Source organism: Actinomyces timonensis DSM 23838, assembly GCF_000295095.1.
GTDB classification, from domain to species: Bacteria; Actinomycetota; Actinomycetes; order Actinomycetales; family Actinomycetaceae; genus Actinomyces; species Actinomyces timonensis.
On record NZ_JH806633.1, the window covers coordinates 515,399 to 535,399 of the forward strand.

Genomic DNA, 20,001 nt, shown 5'->3' on the forward strand with positions numbered 1-20,001 from the left:
TCACGCGCTTTCAGGATCCCGCGGCTCGTGCCGCATCTCCTCATCCTCGCCGCGATCGCCCTGACAGCGATTCTTCTCATTCCCGGGCCGGTCGTCACCGCGGGGGCGCGAATGTGGCGGATCGGCGCCGCCGTCCTCGCGCTGGCCCTCGTGATCACGCGCCGCAAGCAGCCCCGCATTGATGACCGGGACCTGGACCATATTCTCGCCGTCGGCGGCCTCGTGACCGCCTTATGGATCATCAGGCAATGGGACACCTCGGCGCACCCCGCCGCCGCGGTATTCGCCGCCGTCTCACTCAGCCTGGGCCTGGCGCTGTGGATCGTGGGAACCAGGGAGATCTCCTGGCTCGCCCCCGCGATCCTCCCCCTGTGCCTCAGCCTCGTCCCCTCACTGTGCTCGGTGATGCTCGGGATGATCGCCCTGGCGCTGTGCTCCTTGGCCGCCCTGGCGCTGCTCGTGGCCAACGGCCTCGCCCCACGGGGGCAGTTCCAGCGGATCGTGCCCGCGCGGCTCATCATCCCCGCGCTCGCCGCCGTTGCCCTCGCCGCCGTCGCCAGGGGGTGGATCGCGTGAGCAACGTGAGCCTCCTGCCGAGGAGGGACAGGCGCATCCTCGACCTGCCCGAGCCACTCGAGCTCGCCGGGCAGCAGGAGCGGCAGCTCGAGCTGGCCTGCTACGGCCTGTCCGAGGCGGCGCCCGCGTACTCCGCCAGGGGAGTGCTCGTGGTCTGGCAGCGGGTGGCGCTCATCGCCGCCGCCGTCCTCCTCATCCTCGGCCTCGCCCTCATCCCGCGGGCCACGGGGATCGCCGTCGTCGCCATCGTCACCGCCGTCTACGCCATCGCGCTCGTCTACCGGCTCGCCCTGTTCCAGCTGGGCGCCAAGGGCGGCAACGTGGTCACGGTGAGTGACGAGGAGGCGCGGTCCATGCCCGACGGCGAGCTGCCCCGCTACACCGTCCTCGTCCCCGTCTTCCACGAGCCGCTGCTCGGCGAGCTCGTGGCGAGGCTGGAGCGCCTGGAGTACCCGCGCCACCTCCTCGACATCCGCCTGCTCCTGGAGGCCGACGACGAGGAGACCAACGCCGCTGCCGCCGGGCTCGTCCTCGGGCGGCATGTGACGATCGTGCGGGTGCCCGCCCACGAGCCGCGCACGAAGCCGAAGGCCTGCAACTACGGCTTCCTCACTTCCGAGGGCGGCATGTGCACGATCTACGACGCCGAGGACTCGCCCGACCCCCTCCAACTGCTCCGCGCCGTCGTCGCGATGAGGAGGCTCGGGCCCCGCTACGCCTGCGTGCAGGCGCGGCTCGGCTTCTACAACGCCGATCAGAACCTCCTCACCCGCTGGTTCGCCCTGGACTACGGCTCATGGTTCGGCAACCTCCTGCCCGGGCTCGTGGCGCTCGGCGCGCCGATCCCGCTGGGCGGCACCTCCAACCACTTCCGCTCCGACGTGCTGCGGCAGGTCGGGGCCTGGGACCCCTGGAACGTCACCGAGGACGCGGACCTGGGCCTGCGCCTGGCGCGTGCCGGGTACCAGGTGGGCGTCCTCGACTCGGACACGGGGGAGGAGGCCAACCCCGACGCGATCAACTGGGTGCGCCAGCGCAGCCGCTGGTACAAGGGCTACCTTCAGACCTTCCTCGTCCATATGCGCGCACCCGGGCTCGTGCGCCGCCAGCTCGGTGTGAGGGGCATGACCGGCCTCATCATCTTCATCGCGGGCACGCCCCTGCTCTCCGCGCTCAACGGGTTCTTCTGGGCGCTGACGATCGTCTGGTTCACCTCCCACAACCCGGCGGTGGCCGCCCTGTTCCCACCGGCCGTCTACTACGTGGGCATGGTCAGCCTCATCGTCGGCAATCTCGCCGTGCTCTACATGGGGCTGTTCACCGCCCGCCAGATGGAGCGCCCGGGGCTCCTCATCCCCTCGCTGCTCATGCCGCTGTACTGGATCCTCATGTGGCTAGCAGCGGTCAAGGCGGTGCTCCAGCTCATCACAGCGCCGTCCTACTGGGAGAAAACCGCGCACGGCCTCCACAAACCGCAAGAATCCCAGGCAGGGGAGCAGCCGTCAGGAGTGGCGGCATGAGCCGGCGGCGCCGTGATCCTGACAGGACGAGGCAGCGGAGGATCGAACTGGGCGTCGTCGCCGCGGCGCTCGTCGTCTACCTCGGGGCGGGATGGTGGTTGAGCGCCCACGACCTCATCTTCCCCGACGCCATGAGCCGCGTCGCCAACGGGTACTACACGATGCACAGCCGCGATCCCCACCTTGCGGCGATCGGCTTCGTCTGGAACCCGCTGCCCTCGCTGGCCGTTATCCCCCTGCTCCTGCTGACGCCCATCTGGCCCGCGCTCGCCTCCAAGGCCGTGGCGGGATGCCTCGTGTCCGCGCTCTGCGGCGCGATCGCGGTGGGGCTCACGCACCGCCTCCTGGGGATCCTGGGGACCCGTGGCACGGCTCGCCTGCTGCTCACGGCGGCTTTCGCCCTCCACCCCCTCGTGCTGCTCGGCGCGACGACGGGAGCCAGCGAGGCCATGCTCCTCCTTGCCTGCGTCTTCATCGCCGTGCGGCTGGCGCAGTGGCTGAACGACCCCAAGCCCTGGCCGCTGGTCCAGGTGGGGGTGGGCGCCGGGCTCGCCTACCTCGTGCGCTATGAGGCGCTGGCGGCGGGCGCCGCGATCGCCGTGCTCGTGGCGGGGGCCTCATGGTGGAGGTCGCGCGGGCGCGATGGCGCGATCGGCATCGTTTCGCTCGATGTGGCCCTCGTGACCGCGCCCATCGTGGCCGCCTTCGGGCTGTGGGCGCTCGCGAGCAAGATCGTCGTCGGGTCCTGGCTGGAGACCTTCAGCTCCCAGTACGGCAACTCGGCCCAGGTCGGGAACTTCCTGGCGACCATCGACGGGATCGTGGGCACGGGGCCGCACGCGCAGGCCGTCTACCTCGCCGAGCAGCTCGCCCGCACCGCGCCGCTGGCGATCCCGCTGGCGGTCCTGGCGCTGCTGGTCGCCTGGTGGCGCCGGGAGCCGGCCTTCCTCGCGCCGATGTTCGTCCTCGGATCGGTCCTGCTCTTCCAGAACCTCACCTTCCTGCGGAGCATGTCCTTCGGCTGGCTCCGCTTCCAGATCGCCGCAGTGCCGCTGAGCGTCATCGCCGTCGGCTATCTCGTGGCCTCCGCGTCGAGGGCGCAGTGGGCTCCCCATATCCGCCAGTCGGCCGTCGCGCTTCTCGTGGCGCTCGGGGTGCTGACGATCCCGCTCGCATGGGCGACGGAGGGCGACCCGAGGCTCGCGCGCGAGGAGGCGCTCGCCCGCGCCTCGGCCGCCGGCGGCCAGTACGCGATGGAGGATGACGTCGCGCGGGAGATCAGCGATATGGATCTGGGGAAGGGCGCCGTCGTCACAGACGTCGCCTACTCCTTCCCGATCGTCCTCATGGCCGACAACCCCGACGTCTACACGATCACGACGGATCGGGACTTCAAGGACCGACTCGCGGCCCCGCGCGCGGGACGGGTCACGCACGCCCTCATCACCTCGCCGGATATCTCGCCCGCGGATGCGATCGAGCTGCGCTACCCGGGTATCTGGGACGACGGCGGTGGGGTCGCCACGCTGGTCAAGGAGTGGAAGGACGGCCGGGGCCTCACCTGGCGCCTCTACCGCTTCGACGACGCCGCCTGAGGCGGGCGCGTAGCGGGCAGCGTGACGGCTGCGCCCCACCCGAAGGAGCGTGACGGCTGCCTCCACCACCGACGGCTGCCGCTAGCACCGAGAAGTGCGTTCTCGCCGCACCGGTCGGTGCTGGAGGCACCTGTCGGGGGAGAACGCACCCGGCGCGGATCACAGTGCCGATAGGCGGGCGGAGCGCGATCAGCGGCGGGGCGGCGGTTAGACTGCGACGCGCAACCGCGCTTGTCGGAGGGGAGTACTCCCACGAACAGCGGCGTCGTCATCACGGAGGACCCGCGGCACCTCGCCGCTGGCCCCCGGCGCCGCGGGCCAGCCGCCTGAACCCCGGGCGGGAACCTGGCGGGAGGAGACCTTCGGTACCCGTTCCGTACCGGAGGAGTCCCCATGGAAGTCCACGCCCTCGCCTGGGCCGGCCTTATCGTCGTCGTCATCGGCCTGATCACCGTCGACTTCGTCGGCCACGCCCGCAACCCCCACCCGCCCAGCATCCGCGAGGCCGCCACCTGGACGGTCGGCTACATGGCCCTCGCCGCGCTCTTCGGCCTCGGCCTGCTCGTCTTCGGCGGGGGAGAGGCCGCGCTGAGCTTCTACTCGGGCTGGGCGCTCGAATGGTCGCTGAGCCTGGACAACCTCTTCGTCTTCATCATCATCCTCACTACGTTCCGCGTCCCGCGCGACTTCCAGCAGAAAGCGCTGCTGCTCGGCATCGTCATCGCCCTCGTCATGCGATTCCTCTTCATCCTCGCGGGAATCGCCATCATCAACCGCTTCAGCGCCGTGTTCTACCTTTTCGGCGCCTTCCTCATCTACACCGCCATCAAGCAGGTCATCGAGGCCCGCGGCGATGAGGACGACGCCGCCGAGGAGGCCGAGGAGTTCGTCGACAACCGGATGACGCGCCTCGTGCGCCGGCTCATGCCCACCACCGACGGCTTCGTGGGCAACAAGCTCATCCACCGCCACGCCGGCCGCACCTTCATCACCCCGCTCCTCATCGTCGTCGTCGCCCTGGGCAGCGCCGACGTCATGTTCGCCCTCGACTCCATCCCCGCGATCTTCGGCATCACCCAAGACCCCTTCCTCGTCTTCAGCGCCACCGCGTTCTCCCTGCTCGGCCTGCGCCAGCTCTTCTTCCTCATCGACGGGCTGCTCGACCGCATGGCCTACCTCTCCTACGGCCTGGCCGTCATCCTCGGCTTCATCGGCTTCAAGCTCATCAACCACGCCCTGCACGAGAACGAGCTCGGCTTCATCAACGGGGGCCGCCCGGTGGAGGCCATCCCCGAGCCCTCCACGGTGGTCTCCCTCGCCGTCATCGTCGTCAGCCTCCTGACCGTCGCCCTCGTTTCCGTCGTCCAGGCGCGCAGGCAGAGCCGCGTGGAATCAAGGCCCGCGGAATGATTAGCCTTCGGGCATGAGCGAGACGACGACGCCGACCCAGGCGCCCACCGCCAGCGCCCCCCAGGGCCTCACCTCCCAGGAGGTCGCCGCCCGTGTCCGCGACGGCCTCACCAACGCCTACGAGGAGACCACCTCGCGCTCGGCGCTGGACATCCTGCGCGCCAACGTGCTCACGATCTTCAACGCGATCCTCGGCGCCGCGCTCGTCCTCATCCTCCTCATCGGGCACTGGGCCGACGCCCTGTTCGGCTTCGTCCTCATCCTCAACACCTCCACCGGCACCATCGCCGAGATCCGCGCCAAGCGCGCCCTCGACCGCCTCGCCGTCCTGGAGGCGCCCCGGGCCCATGCCCTGCGCGACGGCGCCGAGGGCGAGATCGACGTCGCCGATGTCGTCCTCGACGACGTCCTCCGCCTGCGCTCGGGCGAGCAGATCCCCGCCGACGGCACCATCCTGGACACCGACGGGCTCGAGGTCGACGAATCGATCCTCACTGGGGAATCCGACCCGGTCAGGCCGAAGGAGGGCGGCCGGGTCCTGTCCGGCACCACCGTCACCGCGGGCACAGCGCTCATGCGCACCACCGCGGTGGGGGCGGAGGCCTACGCCCACCGGCTCGCCCGCGAGGCCCGCCAGTTCTCCACCGTCCGCTCCGAGCTCCAGGACGGCACCAACCGGGTCCTCACCTGGATCTCCTGGGTCATCGTTCCTGTGGCGCTCGTGCTCATCTGGTCCCAGATGCGCCAGGCCGGCGGCATCTCCACCGCCATCGACTCCGGCGCCTGGCGCACCGCCATGGTCGCGGGCATCGCCGGCGTCGTCGGCATGGTCCCCCAGGGGCTCGTCCTCCTCACCAGCGTCAACTTCGCCACCGCTTCCCTCAAGCTGGCCCGCCAGAAGGTCCTCGTCCAGGAGCTCCCCGCCGTGGAGGTCCTCGCCCGCGTCGACACCCTCTGCTTGGACAAGACCGGCACGATCACCACTGGCCGCATCGTCCTGCGCGAGGTCACGGCCCCCGATGGCGCCAGCCCCGACGCCGACGCCCTGGCCGCGCTCGACGCCCTCGCCGCCGGCGGTGACGCCAATGCCACCGCCCTCGCCCTCCAGGAGGGCCTGCCCACCATTGAGCCCGCCCGCCCCGGAGCCCCCGCGGTCGAGGCGCGCGTGCCCTTCTCCTCGCGCCGCAAGTGGTCGGCCGTCACGGTGGGTGGGACCACGTGGGTCATGGGCGCCCCCGAGATCGTCCTCGGCGCCTGCCACGAGCACGCGCCCGAGCGCGATCGCGCCCTCGGCCAGGTCCGCGAGGAGGCCTCGACGGGCGCCCGCGTCGTCGCCCTGGCGCGCTCCGAGCAGCCCTGCGGCGGGGGCGGCGCTGAAGGCACCGACCACCCCCTCCCCGCGGGGCTGCGCCCAGCCGCGCTCGTCATGCTCGCCGAGCAGGTCCGCCCCGACGCCCCCGAGACCCTCTCCTACTTCCGGGCCCAGGGCGTCGACGTCAAGGTCATCAGCGGGGACAACCCCGTCACCGTCGCGGCCGTCGCCCGGGCGGCCGGCATCACCCGCCCCGACGGCGCCGAGCTGACCGTCCGCGACGCCCGCGAGCTGCCCACCACCGCCGACGACCCCGCCGACCTGGAGCGCCTCGCCGACGCCGTCGCCGACGCCCAGGTGCTCGGCCGCGTCGTCCCCGAGCAGAAAAAGGCCCTCGTCGCCGCCCTCCAGTCGCGCGGGCGGACCGTCGCGATGACCGGCGACGGCGTCAACGACGCCCTGGCCCTCAAGCACGCCGACCTCGGTATCGCCATGGGCAACGGCGCGCCCGCCACCAAGGCCGTCGCGCGCCTCGTCCTGCTCACCGGTATGTTCTCCGCGCTTCCCGGGGTGGTGGCCGAGGGGCGGCGCGTCATGGCGAACACGGAGCGCATCGCCTCCCTGTTCCTGTCCAAGACCGTGTACGCCTCGCTTATCGCCGTCGTCGTGGCGATCACGGCGATCCCGTACCCCTTCCTGCCCCGTCAGCTCACCATCGTCTCCTCGCTGACGATCGGCGTGCCCGCGCTCATCCTCGCCCTGGCGCCGTCTGCCCGCCGCTACCGCGAGGGCTTCCTCGGGCGCGTGCTCACCCTCGCCGTCCCCGCTGGCCTCGTCGCCGGCGTGGGGACGCTCGCCGCCCGCGCCTGGCTGTGGGGGGCAGGGCTCGCGGACGAGCAGATCACAACCGGCGCGACCCTCGTGCTCGTCGCCGCGGGACTCGCCCTGCTCACCCTCACGGCCAGGCCGCTGCTCGGCTGGAGGCTCGGCCTCGTCATCCTCATGGGCGTGCTCGCCGTGCTCGGAGTCGTCGTGCCGCCGGTGAGGCGCTTCTTCCTCCTCGCCTGGCCCACGAGCACGACGTGGCTCATCGTGGCGGCGATGGCCGCGATCGTCATCGCGGGCATGGAGGCCGTGCACCTCGCGCGGCCCCGGCTCGCGCGCACCCGGCTCGGGCAGGCGCGCGCGGGGGAGTGAGACTCCCGGGTGATCGAGGCGCGCCTCGATCATGACCGGTTCCGGGCGCGCTCGGCACCGCCCGCCCGGGACCGATCGAGAGGGTGTCTCAGGAGGTCAGGAGATCTGGCCGATGACGGGGTTCCACTCCCGGGGCGTCCGCTCGGCGATGAGCCCGGCCACGTGGAAGGGATCGTCGTCGAGCAGGGCCAGCGCGCCGTCGGCGTCCTCAGCGCGCACGACGATGAGGGCGTCATTCGTCCCCGGGTAGGGGCCCGCGGCGATGAGGCGCCCCTGGTCCGCCAGGGCCCCGTTGAAGGCGCGGTGGCTCGGGCGGATCGCGGACAGCTCCTCATCCCGACCGGTGACGTAGGTGTACTCGACGGTGAAGATCTTGCTCATGACGGCAGCCTAGCCCTCCGGCGCCGTGCGCGTGAGCCGTGGCACAGACCATCTCTGACGTGGCGAGTCGAACATCTGTACGACGCCGCGCTGCGCCTAGACTCGCGCCCGTGAATGACACTCTCATCATCCGTGGAGCCCGCGAGCACAACCTCAAGGGCATCAGCCTTGACCTGCCCCGCGACAAGATGATCGTGTTCACCGGGCTGTCCGGCTCCGGCAAATCCTCGCTCGCCTTCGACACGATCTTCGCCGAGGGCCAGCGCCGCTACGTGGAGTCACTGTCCTCCTACGCCCGCCAGTTCCTCGGCCAGATGGACAAGCCCGACGTCGACTTCATCGAGGGCCTGTCCCCGGCGGTCTCCATCGACCAGAAGTCCACCTCCCGCAACCCCCGCTCCACCGTCGGCACCGTCACCGAGGTCTACGACTACCTGCGCCTCCTCTACGCGCGCGCCGGCATCCAGCACTGCCCCGTCTGCGACGCCGTCATCTCCTCCCAGACCCCCCAGCAGATCGTCGACCGCGTCCGCTCCCTGCCCGAGGGCACGCGCTTCCAGGTGCTCGCGCCCGTCGTGCGCGGCCGCAAGGGCGAGTACACCGAGCTGTTCGAGGAGTTGCGCTCGCGCGGCTTCAACCGGGTGAGGGTCGACGGCGACACCCACCGCCTCGACGCCCCGCCCGAGCTGTCCAAGCGCCTCAAGCACGACATCGAGGTCGTCATCGACCGGCTCGTCGTGCGCGAGGGCATCCGGGGGCGCCTCACCGACTCCGTCGAGACCGCCCTCGGCCTGGCCGACGGCATCGTCATCATCGAGGAGGTCGATCGCGACGAGGACGACCCCGCCCGCCTCCACCGCTACTCCGAGAAGCGCGCCTGCCCCAACGAGCACCAGCTCGCCCTCGATGAGATGGAGCCCCGCACCTTCTCCTTCAACGCCCCCTACGGCGCCTGCCCCGAGTGCACCGGCATCGGCGTGCGCCTCGAGGTGGACCCCGACCTCGTCGTCCCCGACGAGGAGCTCACCCTCGCCGAGGGCGCCATCGCCCCCTGGACCATCCACCAGAAGCACTTCAACCGGACCCTGTCGGCGCTCGGCGCCGAGCTCGGCTTCGACATCGACACCCCGTGGCGCGCCCTGCCCGAGCGCGCCAAGGACGCGATCCTGCGCGGCAAGGACTACGAGGTCAAGGTCACCTACCGCAACCGGTGGGGGCGCGAGCGCGTCTACTCCACCGGCTTCGAGGGCGTCCTCAACTACGTCATGCGCAAGCACGACGAGACCGAGTCCGAGTGGTCCAAGGAGCGCTACCAGGGCTACATGCGCGAGGTCCCCTGCCCCGTCTGCTTCGGCACGCGCCTCAAGCCCGAGGTCCTCGCCGTGCGCGTGGGGGACAAGTCCATCGCCGAGCTCTGCGATCTGCCCGTGGGGGAGTGCCGCGACTTCCTCGCGGACCTCGAGCTCACCGGGCAGGCCAAGCAGATCGCCTCCTCCGTGCTCACCGAGATCAACGCCCGCCTCGGCTTCCTCGTCGACGTCGGGCTCGACTACCTCAGCCTGTCCCGAGGCGCCGCCACCCTCTCCGGCGGCGAGGCCCAGCGCATCCGCCTGGCCACCCAGATCGGCTCCGGGCTCGTCGGCGTCCTCTACGTCCTCGACGAGCCCAGCATCGGCCTGCACCAGCGGGACAACGCACGCCTCATCGAGACCCTCTCCCGGCTGCGGGACCTCGGCAACACGCTCATCGTCGTCGAGCACGATGAGGACACCATCCGCTCGGCCGACTGGATCGTCGACATCGGGCCCGGCGCCGGGGAGAAGGGCGGCGAGGTCATCCACTCCGGCGAGCTCGCCGGCCTCCTGGAGGCCACCGACTCCTACACGGGCGACTACCTCGCCGGCCGCCGCCAGATCCCGATCCCGCCCACCCGCCGCCGGGTCGACAAGAAACGGCAGATCACCGTCGTCGGCGCCCGCGAGAACAACCTCAAGGACGTCACCGTCTCCTTCCCCCTGGGCGTGCTCACCGCCGTCACCGGTGTCTCGGGCTCCGGCAAGTCCTCGCTGGTCAACTCCATCCTTTTCCAGGTGCTCGCCAACCGCCTCAACCGCGCCCACGGCGTCCCCGGGCGGCACAAGACCGTGCGCGGCCTCGACCAGCTCGACAAGGTCGTCCACGTCGACCAGTCGCCCATCGGCCGCACCCCGCGATCCAACCCCGCCACCTACACCGGCGTGTGGGACCACATCCGCAAGATCTTCGCCGCCGTGCCCGAGTCCAAGGTGCGCGGCTACGGCCCCGGCCGCTTCTCCTTCAACGTCAAGGGCGGGCGCTGCGAGTCCTGCAAGGGCGACGGCACCCTCAAGATCGAGATGAACTTCCTTCCGGACGTCTACGTCCCCTGCGAGGTCTGCCACGGCGCCCGCTACAACCGGGAGACCCTGGAGATCCGCTACAAGGACCACACCGTCGCCGACGTCCTCGACATGACGATCGAGCGGGCCGCCGAGTTCTTCTCCTCCACCCCCATCATCTCCCGCCACCTGAGCACGCTCGTGGAGGTGGGGCTCGGCTACGTGCGCCTGGGCCAGGCCGCCACCACGCTCTCCGGCGGCGAGGCCCAGCGCGTCAAGCTGGCCACCGAGCTGCAGCGCCGCTCCACCGGCCGCACGATTTACGTCCTGGACGAGCCGACGACGGGCCTGCACTTCGAGGACATCCGCAAGCTCCTCGAGGTCCTCCAGGGGCTCGTGGAGAAGGGCAATACGGTGGTGGTTATCGAGCACAACCTCGACGTCATCGCCAACGCCGACTGGGTCATCGACATGGGCCCCGAGGGCGGCAAGGGGGGCGGTACCGTCGTGGCCACCGGGACCCCCGAGCAGCTCTCCGCGGTGGCGGAGTCCCACACCGGCCAGTTCCTCGCCGAGGTGCTGGAGCGGCGCCGCTGCTGACGCGCCGATAGCCGGCCCCGCGGGCTCAGGCTGCGGGTTCGGGCTCCGACGACGACGGCGCCCCGCCTCCGCCGATCCGGCGTTGCGCGGGGCGCCGTCAGTCGTGCTGATCACCGCTTCGGAAGATAGGGGTCGATGCCCAGGGAGGACGCCCGGCCCTCGGCCGAGCCCGCTGCTGGCCCGGACGCGCCCGCAGGCGCGCCGCCCTGGGACGGTGCGGTGTCCTCCGCGAGCCTGTTGTACGCCAGCGACAGCAGGAAGCAGACGATGCCCGCGCCCGCCAGCGAGACCACGCGCATGGCGGAACTGCGCGTGGACAGGTCGACCAGCGCGAGCTTGAAGACCGCCAGGAGCACGAGCACCAGGCCGTAGTGCCGCAGCTCGGTGGCGCGCATCCTGAAGCCCACGAGGATGCAGAGGCCGCCGATCGCAAGGATCGCCACCGTCATGAGCAAGGACGACGCCGTCGAACCGGTGAGGATCGCCAGCGCCCCCAGGCCGATGAGCGTGTCCGGGATGGCGATCAGCAGGGAGTGGGCGCCGACTCCGACCCAGGGCGTGAGCAGCCAGCCCGCGACGGCCCCCGCGGACACGGCAGCCACGGAGACAAGGGCGTCCTCGAGGAACGTGTCGCTGCGCGCGCTGACGGCGAGATCTGTGAGGGCGAGCAGCCACATCGCGAGCACTGCTATCCAGGACGCCGGTGGGGGAGACGGCATGGTCGGGCCGCCGTCCTCATCGACGCCGCCCCGGGCGCCGAACCGCCGGAAGCCCAGCAGGGCCAAAGGCGTGAGGGCCGGCGAGGTCAGACCCGCGAGGATGAGCAGGCAGCTGAGGAGCGTCGCGCAGACCTGGAGCATGGTGACGCCCAACTCGACGTCCGAGATGAGCACCGCCACGCGGGCGCTGAGAGTGACGATCACGCAGAACACCGTCGCCGCAAGCGCGGGGCGCAGGAACGACAGGCTGCGGGGGGACCCATCGGAGCGCATGAGGCGCTCCGCGATGAGGGTCCCGGCGAGGAACAGGCCCAGCGCCAGCAGCACGCAGAGCGATGTCGGCACGTTCTCGCGCGGCAGGACGAGCAGCGCGGAGCCAGCCAGGGCGGGAAGGCCGACGGCGGGCGTCCACCCGTGGCGCGCGGCGGCGATGGAAACCGCTCCGATGAGGATCGCCGCGGGCGCGGTGAGGTAGAGCGAGACCGCCGGGGTCCCCAGGGCGATGACGATCGCCCCGGGGATGATCCCGACGGCGCAGCGGCCCCGCCAACTGGCATCGCCCCTGCCCGAGAGGAGGCCGAGCGCGATGGCGGTTCTCGCCGCGATCATGATGAGGAGGAGCGCTTGCGTGGGGCCGTCCTGCCAGATCTGTGCCTTCAGGACGGGCACGGCAGTGATGGCCGCATCGAGGACCCACTCCCAGCCGGTGAGCGCGCGGCACTTCGAGCGCGACAGGAGCAGGCCGAGGTGCAGGCACTGGGCCTGAGCCGCCAGCCAGGCGAGCGCGTTGAGAAGGATCCATAGGAAGGGCTGCTCATCGCGGATGAGGGAGGGCACGTCGAAGAGCAGGACGAAGGCGAGGACGACGAGGGACGTCGCCGGGTACCACGCCGCCACGGGGAGGCGCGGCGCCGAGCCTCCCGTGACTTCTCCGACTCCCGTGCCGGGCCCCGACCCGCCCGCGTTGGGCACTGGGACCCGCTTGGTGCCCTGGGCGCCGAGCCAGGAGGCGGTGCCAGCCAGGAGCAGGGCGTAGACGACGAGGATAGTCCCGTGCATCCCGGCGCTGGCCGGCTCGTCATGGGCCCTCGCCACGACGAAGCCCATCGTGGTGAGCGCGCCGAGCGTCGAGATGATCGCGGTGAAGAACTGGCGGCTGTAGGAGGACAGCGCCAGGAGGAACAGTGCCCATCCCATCATGAGCAGCATGAGGACGAGCAGGGGAATCCCCAGGTGGAGCACCTCGGCGCCGATAAGCGCGACGAAGCCTAGAACGCCACCAGTGCCCGTCAGCGTGGCAGCGGTGACCCGCAGCCGGGGCTTGGTCGAGCCGAGGCGGGTTCCCGCTGCCACGAGGGCGAGGGCGACGGCGCCGAGCGCGCCGATCTTGACGACGTTGGGGATCGAGTCCCACACCATGATGAGCAGGCTCACCGCGGCGAGGGTGACGAGGATGGCCGCGGCTCCGGAGAGCAGGTGCCGGCCGATATTGCCCTCGCGCGCCCACGCCTTGAGCCTGGACTCGCGGGCCTCCTCCTCGGTGGGAGGGTTCCAGAATGCTTTGAACTCCGCCTCGGAAGCGATGTCCTCGCGCGCGGCAGAGGGCTGGCCCGGCGCGGCGGCAGGAGAAGCGGCCTGCCTATCCGGCATTCCGGCGGGCGGCATCGGGTATGAGGGGGGAGCCTGCCGCGTGTTCCGGACCATGGGCTGGCCCCCGGGCATGAGACCGGGCCGGGGCATCGCCCCGGCGCGCGCCGCGGGTCCGACAACGCCGGGCGCGCCGGGCGGGACAGGGCCGCGCATCGGCCCTGCCAAAGGGCCGTGCACTGGGGCCTGCGCAGGACTCCCGGTCGGTGCTGCGGCGGCGGCAGCGGCCGCGGCGGGGCTGCTGGCACCGGTGGTGCCGGGGGCGCCGCCCAGGGCGGGGCGCCGCTGGGAGGCGGGCTCTGGGGAGGAGGCTGATGCGCTCTCGGGCGACGGTGCGGACGTGGGCTCCGGCGCGGAGGCCGGCTCTGGCTTCGCGCTCGCTTCCGCACCGGCGGCGAGCGCGGGAGCCGCCGCCGGGCGGGCCTTCCGCTCGGGCTCGTGCTCAGAACCCTCCCCGGGAGCGCGCTCGGGCTCGGGCGTCACGGCCTGGGCGTCGTCGGCGCTCGTGGGTACCGGTCCTTTGCCGGCCATGGTCGGGAAGGCCCGCGTCGTGGCGGGCACGGGGATGGCCGCGTGCTCTTCGGCGGGCTCAGGCCCGCTCCTTGCGGTCGCTTGCGGGGCGGCGGGTGGATGGGCGCACTCGGAGGCGAGCTCCGCTGCTTGGGCGAGCAGCCCTGCGATTGCCTCAATCGTGGTCTCAAGCGCGTGGAGTCGTCTCTCGACATCCGTGTCGTGGGAGTGGCTCGATGTGGAATCGGGATCTCGCCCGTCAATGGGGTCGGTCATCATGTCTCCTGGTGCTGGTCCGGTGGGTCCGGCTGGTCAGCAGGGAAATGGGACAGGTCACACTTTACGAGCCCGGTCGAGCGCGCGTGGGAATCCGATGGTGAGAGGTCCCCGCAATGCCCAGGCCATTTCAGCACAGGCCCCAGGTTGCTCAGCCAGCGACAGTTCGAGGCCCCAGCGCCACCCGGAGCTGATCGAGCAGCTCGCGCAGGCGCTCGGGCGAGCGGCTGCCGAGCCCCAGGACGATCCCCGGCCACCCGCCCCGCCCCCTGACCGACCAGTACGAGCCCAGGCCCTCGACGCCGAGACCCGCGGCGCGGGCCCTGGCCACCGCGGCCCCCTCGTCAGCGCCCGGCGCCAGCGGCACGACGGCGTGGAGCCCGCCCTCCATGGGCGTGCCGGAGGGGAAGGCCTCGAGGAACACCTCGCGCCGCCGCCGGTCGAGGCGGCGCGCCCTCGCCGCGTGGCGGCGCAGCCCGTCCTGGCGGAGGTAGCGGGTCATCGCGTCCTGGACGATCCCGGACACCGGCACACATCGCTGGGCGACCTCATCGACGAGGCCCTCGGGGACGACCACCCAGCCGAGCCCGAGCGCCGGGGTGAGGCTGGCCGAGAAGGAGCCCAGCAGGGCGATAGGACCGCCGCTCCCCGAGGCGAGGAGGGGCGCCGGCGCCTCGTGGAGCTCGGCGTCGAAGTCGTCCTCGATGAGCAGCGTCCCGCTCGCCGCGGCGGCGTCCAGGAGCGCGTGGCGCCGCACTGCGGGCATCCGCCCACCGGTGGGGAACTGGTGGTTGGGGGTGAGGAGCGCGGCCTCGACGCCCTCCAGTGATTCCGGGAGAGCGCCGTCGGCATCCCTGGCCAGGGGCGTCGTGCGCCAGCCCAGCAGGCGGGGGACGGCGCGCAGCGAGGGGTAGCCGGGGTCCTCCACGCCGAGCCGGCCCGTGGCGGGCAGCGCGGACAGGACGAGCCGCAGGCCATCGCGGGCGCCGGCGGTGACGAGGATCCGGTGCGGGTCGATCGTGACGCGCCTGGTGAGGCGGACGTGCTCGGCCAGGAGCGCGCGCAGCTCCTCGGAGCCCTGCGGCGGATGGGGCCTGGGGTCCGCCGCGGCGGCGCGCCAGGACGCCCGCCACAGCGCAGATGTCACCTCAGAGACGTCCGGCGCGCCGGGCCGCAGGGCCGCCGGGGCAGGGGCGCTCGCGGTGGCACGGGCCTTGGGGGCGGCGGGCGGCGCCGAGTGGGGGAGCGCGGGGTCGACGCGTGTGCCCCCATGCGTGGCCACGAGGTAGCCCTCGCCGATGAGCTGCTCGTAGGCGGCGACGACGCTCCCGCGGGAGACCCCCAGCTCGGCCGCCAGATGACGGGTGGCCGGGAGGCGGTCACCGGGCGCGAGGAGGCCGGAGGTTATGCGCCCGTGGATGTCGGCGACGATCCGCTGCGGCAGCGACTGCCCGCCGCCCGCCCGCTCGCGCGGCGCCTCGCCGTCGGAGCCGGTGGGGGAAGCGGCGGGGGACCCGGCGGGTCGCTCCCGCCGCGGCGCGCGCGGGGGCGTCTGGCGATGCGGGGTCATGGGCCCAGGGTAGCGGTGGTCCACAAGAATCGATCAGATGTGGACTCACCTATGGACCACGTGAGCCGAAAGGATCGCGTCATGACCGACACCCCGCTTCCCACAGCACCCACTGCGCCCGCAGCACCCTCCACCCCTTCCAGCACCGCCGACGCGCCCGGCGCCGCGACCGCCGCTCCGATGACCGGCTCCCCACTCGTCAAGCGCGGCCTGGCCGACATGCTCAAGGGCGGCGTCATCATGGACGTCGTCACCCCCGAGCAGGCCGTCATCGCCGAGCAGGCCGGCGCCGTCGCCGTCATGGCCCTCGAGCGCGTGCCCGCGGACATCCGCGCCCAGGGCGGTGTCGCCCGCATGTCCGACCCGGACCTCATCGCCGGCATCATCGACGCCGTCTCCATCCCCGTCATGGCCAAGGCCCGCATCGGGCACTTCGTCGAGGCCCAGGTCCTCCAGCACCTCGGCGTCGACTACATCGACGAGTCCGAGGTCCTCTCCCCGGCCGACTACGCCCACCACATCGACAAGCAGCCCTTCACCGTCCCCTTCGTCTGCGGGGCCACCAACCTCGGCGAGGCCCTGCGCCGCATCGCCGAGGGCGCCGCCATGATCCGCTCCAAGGGCGAGGCCGGCACCGGCGACGTCTCCGAGGCCACCCGCCACATCCGCACGATCAACGCGGAGATCGCGCGTCTGCGGGGCCTGCCCGCCGACGAGCTGTACGTGGCCGCCAAGGAGCTCCAGGCGCCCTACGACCTCGTGGCCGAGGTGGCCCGCGCCGGGCGCCTCCCCGTGGTCCTCTTCACCGCCGGGGGAATCGCCACCCCCGCGGACGCCGCCATGATGATGCAGCTCGGCGCCGACGGCGTCTTCGTCGGCTCCGGGATCTTCAAGTCCGGGGACCCCGCCGCCCGCGCCGCCGCCATCGTGCGCGCCACCGCCGCCTACGACGACCCCGCCGTCATCGCCGAGGTCTCCCGGGGCCTGGGCGAGGCGATGGTCGGCATCAACGTGGCCGACGTCCCCGCGCCGCACCGCCTGGCGGAGCGCGGCTGGTGAGTGCCCGGCGCGTCGGCGTCCTCGCCCTCCAGGGAGGGGTGGCCGAGCACGCCCGCATGGTGGAGGCCCTGGGGAGCCAGGCGGTTCCCGTGCGCCGCCCCGGCGACCTGACGCGCCTGGACGCCCTCATCCTGCCCGGCGGGGAATCCACCACCCTCCTGCGCCTGCTCGACGCCTTCGGCCTCACCCAGGCGCTCGCCGACGCCGCGCGGGGCCTGCCGACCCTCGGCACCTGCGCCGGCCTCATCCTGCTCGCCCGCCTGGGCGTCCTGGACGTCGACGTCGAGCGCAACGCCTTCGGCCCCCAGGTGGACTCCGCCGAGGCAGTCCTGCCCTGGCGCGGCGGGCGCGTGCGGGCCGCCTTCATCCGGGCGCCGCGGGTGGCCCGTGTGGGCGACGGCGTCGAGGTCCTCTCCACATGGACGGACCCGAGGCGGCCCGATGAGCCGGCCAGCGTCGTTGGCGTGGAGCAGATGAGCGGGACGGGCGGTGCTGGTGGCGCGGGCGGGCGGATCATCGGCGTCGCCTTCCACCCCGAGCTCACCGGGGACACGACGATCCACCGCGAGCTCCTCGCCTGAACGGGCGCGCCTTCGAGCCTGATCGGAGGGCAATGGGAGAGCATCGGAAAGCCCGTTGGTATCGTTCACATCCCGGCGGCCACGCGGGTAGGCTCTGAGCCATGAGCGAGAGCGGATTGCGAGCGGCACAGGCGAAGATGCGGCAGGGCGAGGTGGCCCAGGAGGCCATCGACGTCTTCACCCACTACTACAAGGAACTGGAGGCCGGAGCCACCGGCCTCATCCCCGAGGACACGATCGAGCCGCTCACCGCTATCGACTCGATCGACGCCGTCGAGATCAGTGAGGAGGACGCGCGCGAGGCCCTGTCCCGCACGGTCCTCATCAAGCTCAACGGCGGGCTCGGCACCTCGATGGGCATGAGCCGCGCGAAGAGCCTCCTGCCGGTGCGCGACGGCAAGTCCTTCCTCGACCTCCTCGTCGGGCAGGTGGAGGCCGCCCGCGTCAAGTACGGCGTCAGCCTGCCGCTCATCTTCATGGACTCCTTCCGCACTCGCGAGGACACGCTCGCCGCCCTCGAGCGGCACCCGGGGATCGCCGTCGATGGGCTGCCGCTGGACTTCCTCCAGAACCGCATCCCGAAGATCCGGCAGGACGACCTCGAGCCGGTCGAGTGGGAGGCCGATCCGTCCCTGGAGTGGTGCCCGCCGGGGCACGGCGACATCTACACCGCGCTCGTGGCCTCCGGTGTGCTCGACGCCCTCATCGAGCGCGGCTACAAGTACGCGATGACGTCGAACGCGGACAACCTGGGCGCGGCGCCGTCGGCCCGGATCTCGGGCTGGTTCGCCGCCTCCGGCGCCCCCTACGCCCCGGAGATGTGCCGGCGCACCCCGGCGGACGTCAAGGGCGGGCACCTGGCGGTGCGCAAGGCGGATGGGCGCATCATCCTGCGCGACACCGCGCAGACTCCCGCCGACGAGATGCACTACTTCACCGACCAGTTCCGCCACCCCTTCTTCCACACGAACAACCTCTGGTTCGACCTGGAGGTCCTGCGCGCCACGCTCACCGAGCGCAATGGGATCCTCGGCCTTCCGCTCATCCGCAACGAGAAGACCGTGGACCCGTCGGACAGCTCCTCGACGCCGGTTTACCAGCTGGAGACGGCCATGGGCGCGGCGGTCGAGGCCTTCGAGGGTGCCACCGCCGTGGAGGTGCCGCGCAGCCGCTTCCTGCCGGTCAAGACGACGAACGACCTCCTCCTCGTGCGCTCCGACGTGTACGAGGTGGATGAGGACGGCCTGCTGCAGATGGTCTCCGAGACCTCCTGCACCGTGGACCTCGACCCGCGCTACTACAAGAAGATCCAGGACTTCGAGGCGCGATTCCCGGCGGGGGTGCCCTCGATCCGGGGCGCCCGCACGCTGACGGTGCGCGGCGACTGGACCTTCGGCGACGGCGTCGTGGTCAGTGGCGACGCCGTCGTGGAGGAGGCCGGCTCGCCCGGCACCGTCGCCGACGGCGCCCGCCTCTGAGAGCGGAGCGGGGGAGAGGCAGGGGCCTGGCTTCTAGGGTGGGCCTTCTGGTGAGGATGCGTGTCAATTCTGCTGCCGTCGGCGAGGGACGCTTGAGGTGCTCCGTTGAGGATCGTTGGAATACCAACGATCGCTTTGGCGGCTCTCACTTCATCACGTGCCCACGGCCGCAGAATTGACAGTCCGGGCCGAGTTGCCGGAGAAGAATGCATAGCCGGAGCTCGATGGCGGCGGGCCCCACTCGTACCTCCCGATCCCGCCCGTGCCGCCTGTGGTGCCTGATCCTGGATGACCGCTGGGGTGCGGGACTCCGATACGAACCCAGGTGGGCCGTCTCCTGATAGGTCGCCGTCGTGGCCCTCTGGACGGGGGTTCAGCCATCTGGCCGGGGTTTTCCCCTTCAGGACGGGGTCGCGACCCCCGGCCTGTGCCTTGAAACCGCGTCTTGCTGCCCGAACCCCCGTACAGACAGAAGGGCGGAGCGCGACGCGGGAGTCGCCGACGACGTCGCGCCGCCGGCACAGCACCTGGAGACCGCCGGGGCTCGCGTGGGGACGTCTTGGGAAGCGCTGGGCGGTCGCGAGCGGCCCCGCCAGCGCCCGGCACCCAGGAACAGCATTGGGGCCCGGACTTCTCAGTCCGGGCCCCAACGCGGTAGTGGGCGATACTGGAATCGAACCAGTGACCTCCTCGGTGTGAACGAGGCGCTCTAACCCCTGAGCCAATCGCCCGATGCCCGCACAGAGTAGCCAGAACCGGCCTCGCCCGGCAAACGGGGGTCCGGTGAGGTGAGTCACCGCCATGTCATTTGCGCGCTCGCCGAGGAGGGGTGATATGGTTGCGCAGCACCGAGCGATCCGGCGATGAGCCGGGGAGATCGGGACAACATGCGGATGTGGCTCAGTTGGTAGAGCATCACCTTGCCAAGGTGAGGGTCGCGGGTTCGAGTCCCGTCATCCGCTCCGAGGAGCCGGGCGGCCACCCAGCCCCCAGCATCTCACTGGTGGGTTGGCCGAGAGGCTAGGCACCGGCCTGCAAAGCCGTTTACACCGGTTCGAATCCGGTACCCACCTCGGGCGATTGGCGCAGCGGTAGCGCGCTTCCCTGACACGGAAGAGGTCACTGGTTCGAACCCAGTATCGCCCACTCACAGCCCCCACCCGGACCCCGCGGTCCGGGTTTTTCTGTCCGTCCCCGGGCTATGGGAGTAAGG

At 71.6% G+C, this 20,001-nt stretch carries 12 protein-coding genes and 4 tRNA genes; 12 read left to right on the top strand and 4 right to left on the bottom strand.

Annotated features, from left to right (window positions below):
* Positions 1 to 27: 27 nt before the first annotated feature.
* The 5 genes from A1QA_RS0108750 (at position 28) to A1QA_RS0108770 (ending at position 7,610) form a co-directional block, all read left to right on the top strand.
* Positions 28 to 576, top strand: a complete 549-nt coding sequence (locus A1QA_RS0108750; protein WP_017178535.1) for a hypothetical protein — start codon at positions 28 to 30, stop codon at positions 574 to 576.
* The gene (locus tag A1QA_RS0108755) at positions 573 to 2,096 is read left to right on the top strand and encodes a glycosyltransferase family 2 protein (RefSeq protein ID WP_017178536.1); all 1,524 of its coding nucleotides are present in this window, start codon (positions 573 to 575) and stop codon (positions 2,094 to 2,096) included. Before A1QA_RS0108750 ends, A1QA_RS0108755 begins: the two co-directional genes overlap by 4 nt.
* Positions 2,093 to 3,691: a hypothetical protein gene (locus tag A1QA_RS0108760; protein ID WP_017178537.1), complete on the top strand. Its 1,599-nt coding sequence runs from the start codon at positions 2,093 to 2,095 to the stop codon at positions 3,689 to 3,691. The genes A1QA_RS0108755 and A1QA_RS0108760 overlap by 4 nt, the downstream gene beginning before the upstream one ends.
* Positions 3,692 to 4,084: 393 nt before the next feature.
* The gene (locus A1QA_RS0108765; protein ID WP_017178538.1) at positions 4,085 to 5,101 is read left to right on the top strand and encodes a TerC/Alx family metal homeostasis membrane protein; all 1,017 of its coding nucleotides are present in this window, start codon (positions 4,085 to 4,087) and stop codon (positions 5,099 to 5,101) included.
* A gap of 13 nt (positions 5,102 to 5,114) precedes the next feature.
* Positions 5,115 to 7,610: an HAD-IC family P-type ATPase gene (locus tag A1QA_RS0108770; RefSeq protein WP_017178539.1), complete on the top strand. Its 2,496-nt coding sequence runs from the start codon at positions 5,115 to 5,117 to the stop codon at positions 7,608 to 7,610.
* A gap of 96 nt (positions 7,611 to 7,706) precedes the next feature.
* On the opposite strand, the gene A1QA_RS0108775 is transcribed toward A1QA_RS0108770, so the two are convergent.
* Positions 7,707 to 7,991: a YciI family protein gene (locus A1QA_RS0108775; RefSeq protein WP_017178540.1), complete on the bottom strand. Its 285-nt coding sequence runs from the start codon at positions 7,989 to 7,991 to the stop codon at positions 7,707 to 7,709.
* A 110-nt stretch (positions 7,992 to 8,101) separates the two neighbouring features.
* Between A1QA_RS0108775 and uvrA the strand changes: the two genes are divergently transcribed.
* Complete coding sequence (gene uvrA, locus A1QA_RS0108780) at positions 8,102 to 10,948, top strand: excinuclease ABC subunit UvrA (RefSeq protein ID WP_017178541.1); 2,847 nt, start codon at positions 8,102 to 8,104, stop codon at positions 10,946 to 10,948.
* A gap of 110 nt (positions 10,949 to 11,058) precedes the next feature.
* On the opposite strand, the gene A1QA_RS14130 is transcribed toward uvrA, so the two are convergent.
* On the bottom strand, positions 11,059 to 14,100 hold the full coding sequence (locus A1QA_RS14130) for a DUF2339 domain-containing protein (RefSeq protein ID WP_043508387.1): 3,042 nt from the start codon (positions 14,098 to 14,100) through the stop codon (positions 11,059 to 11,061).
* A 151-nt stretch (positions 14,101 to 14,251) separates the two neighbouring features.
* Positions 14,252 to 15,670: a MocR-like pyridoxine biosynthesis transcription factor PdxR gene (gene pdxR, locus A1QA_RS0108790; protein ID WP_017178543.1), complete on the bottom strand. Its 1,419-nt coding sequence runs from the start codon at positions 15,668 to 15,670 to the stop codon at positions 14,252 to 14,254.
* Positions 15,671 to 15,850: 180 nt separating this feature from the next.
* On the opposite strand from pdxR, the gene pdxS reads away from it, so the two are divergent.
* The 3 genes from pdxS (at position 15,851) to A1QA_RS0108805 (ending at position 18,788) form a co-directional block, all read left to right on the top strand.
* Positions 15,851 to 16,729, top strand: a complete 879-nt coding sequence (pdxS, locus tag A1QA_RS0108795; RefSeq protein ID WP_026048825.1) for a pyridoxal 5'-phosphate synthase lyase subunit PdxS — start codon at positions 15,851 to 15,853, stop codon at positions 16,727 to 16,729.
* Positions 16,726 to 17,310, top strand: coding sequence for a pyridoxal 5'-phosphate synthase glutaminase subunit PdxT (gene pdxT / locus A1QA_RS0108800; protein ID WP_017178545.1), 585 nt, complete (start codon positions 16,726 to 16,728; stop codon positions 17,308 to 17,310). The genes pdxS and pdxT overlap by 4 nt, the downstream gene beginning before the upstream one ends.
* Before the next feature lie 101 nt (positions 17,311 to 17,411).
* Positions 17,412 to 18,788 (top strand): UTP--glucose-1-phosphate uridylyltransferase, encoded by a 1,377-nt coding sequence (locus tag A1QA_RS0108805; RefSeq protein WP_026048826.1) that lies wholly within the window; start codon positions 17,412 to 17,414, stop codon positions 18,786 to 18,788.
* A 658-nt stretch (positions 18,789 to 19,446) separates the two neighbouring features.
* Here A1QA_RS0108805 and A1QA_RS0108810 read toward each other — a convergent pair.
* Positions 19,447 to 19,519, bottom strand: a tRNA-Val gene (locus A1QA_RS0108810).
* Positions 19,520 to 19,677: 158 nt separating this feature from the next.
* Between A1QA_RS0108810 and A1QA_RS0108815 the strand changes: the two genes are divergently transcribed.
* The 3 genes from A1QA_RS0108815 (at position 19,678) to A1QA_RS0108825 (ending at position 19,934) form a co-directional block, all read left to right on the top strand.
* Positions 19,678 to 19,750, top strand: a tRNA-Gly gene (locus A1QA_RS0108815).
* 40 nt (positions 19,751 to 19,790) lie between these two features.
* Positions 19,791 to 19,861: transfer RNA gene (locus A1QA_RS0108820), tRNA-Cys, on the top strand.
* Between the two features lies 1 nt (position 19,862).
* Positions 19,863 to 19,934, top strand: a tRNA-Val gene (locus A1QA_RS0108825).
* Positions 19,935 to 20,001 lie beyond the last annotated feature (67 nt).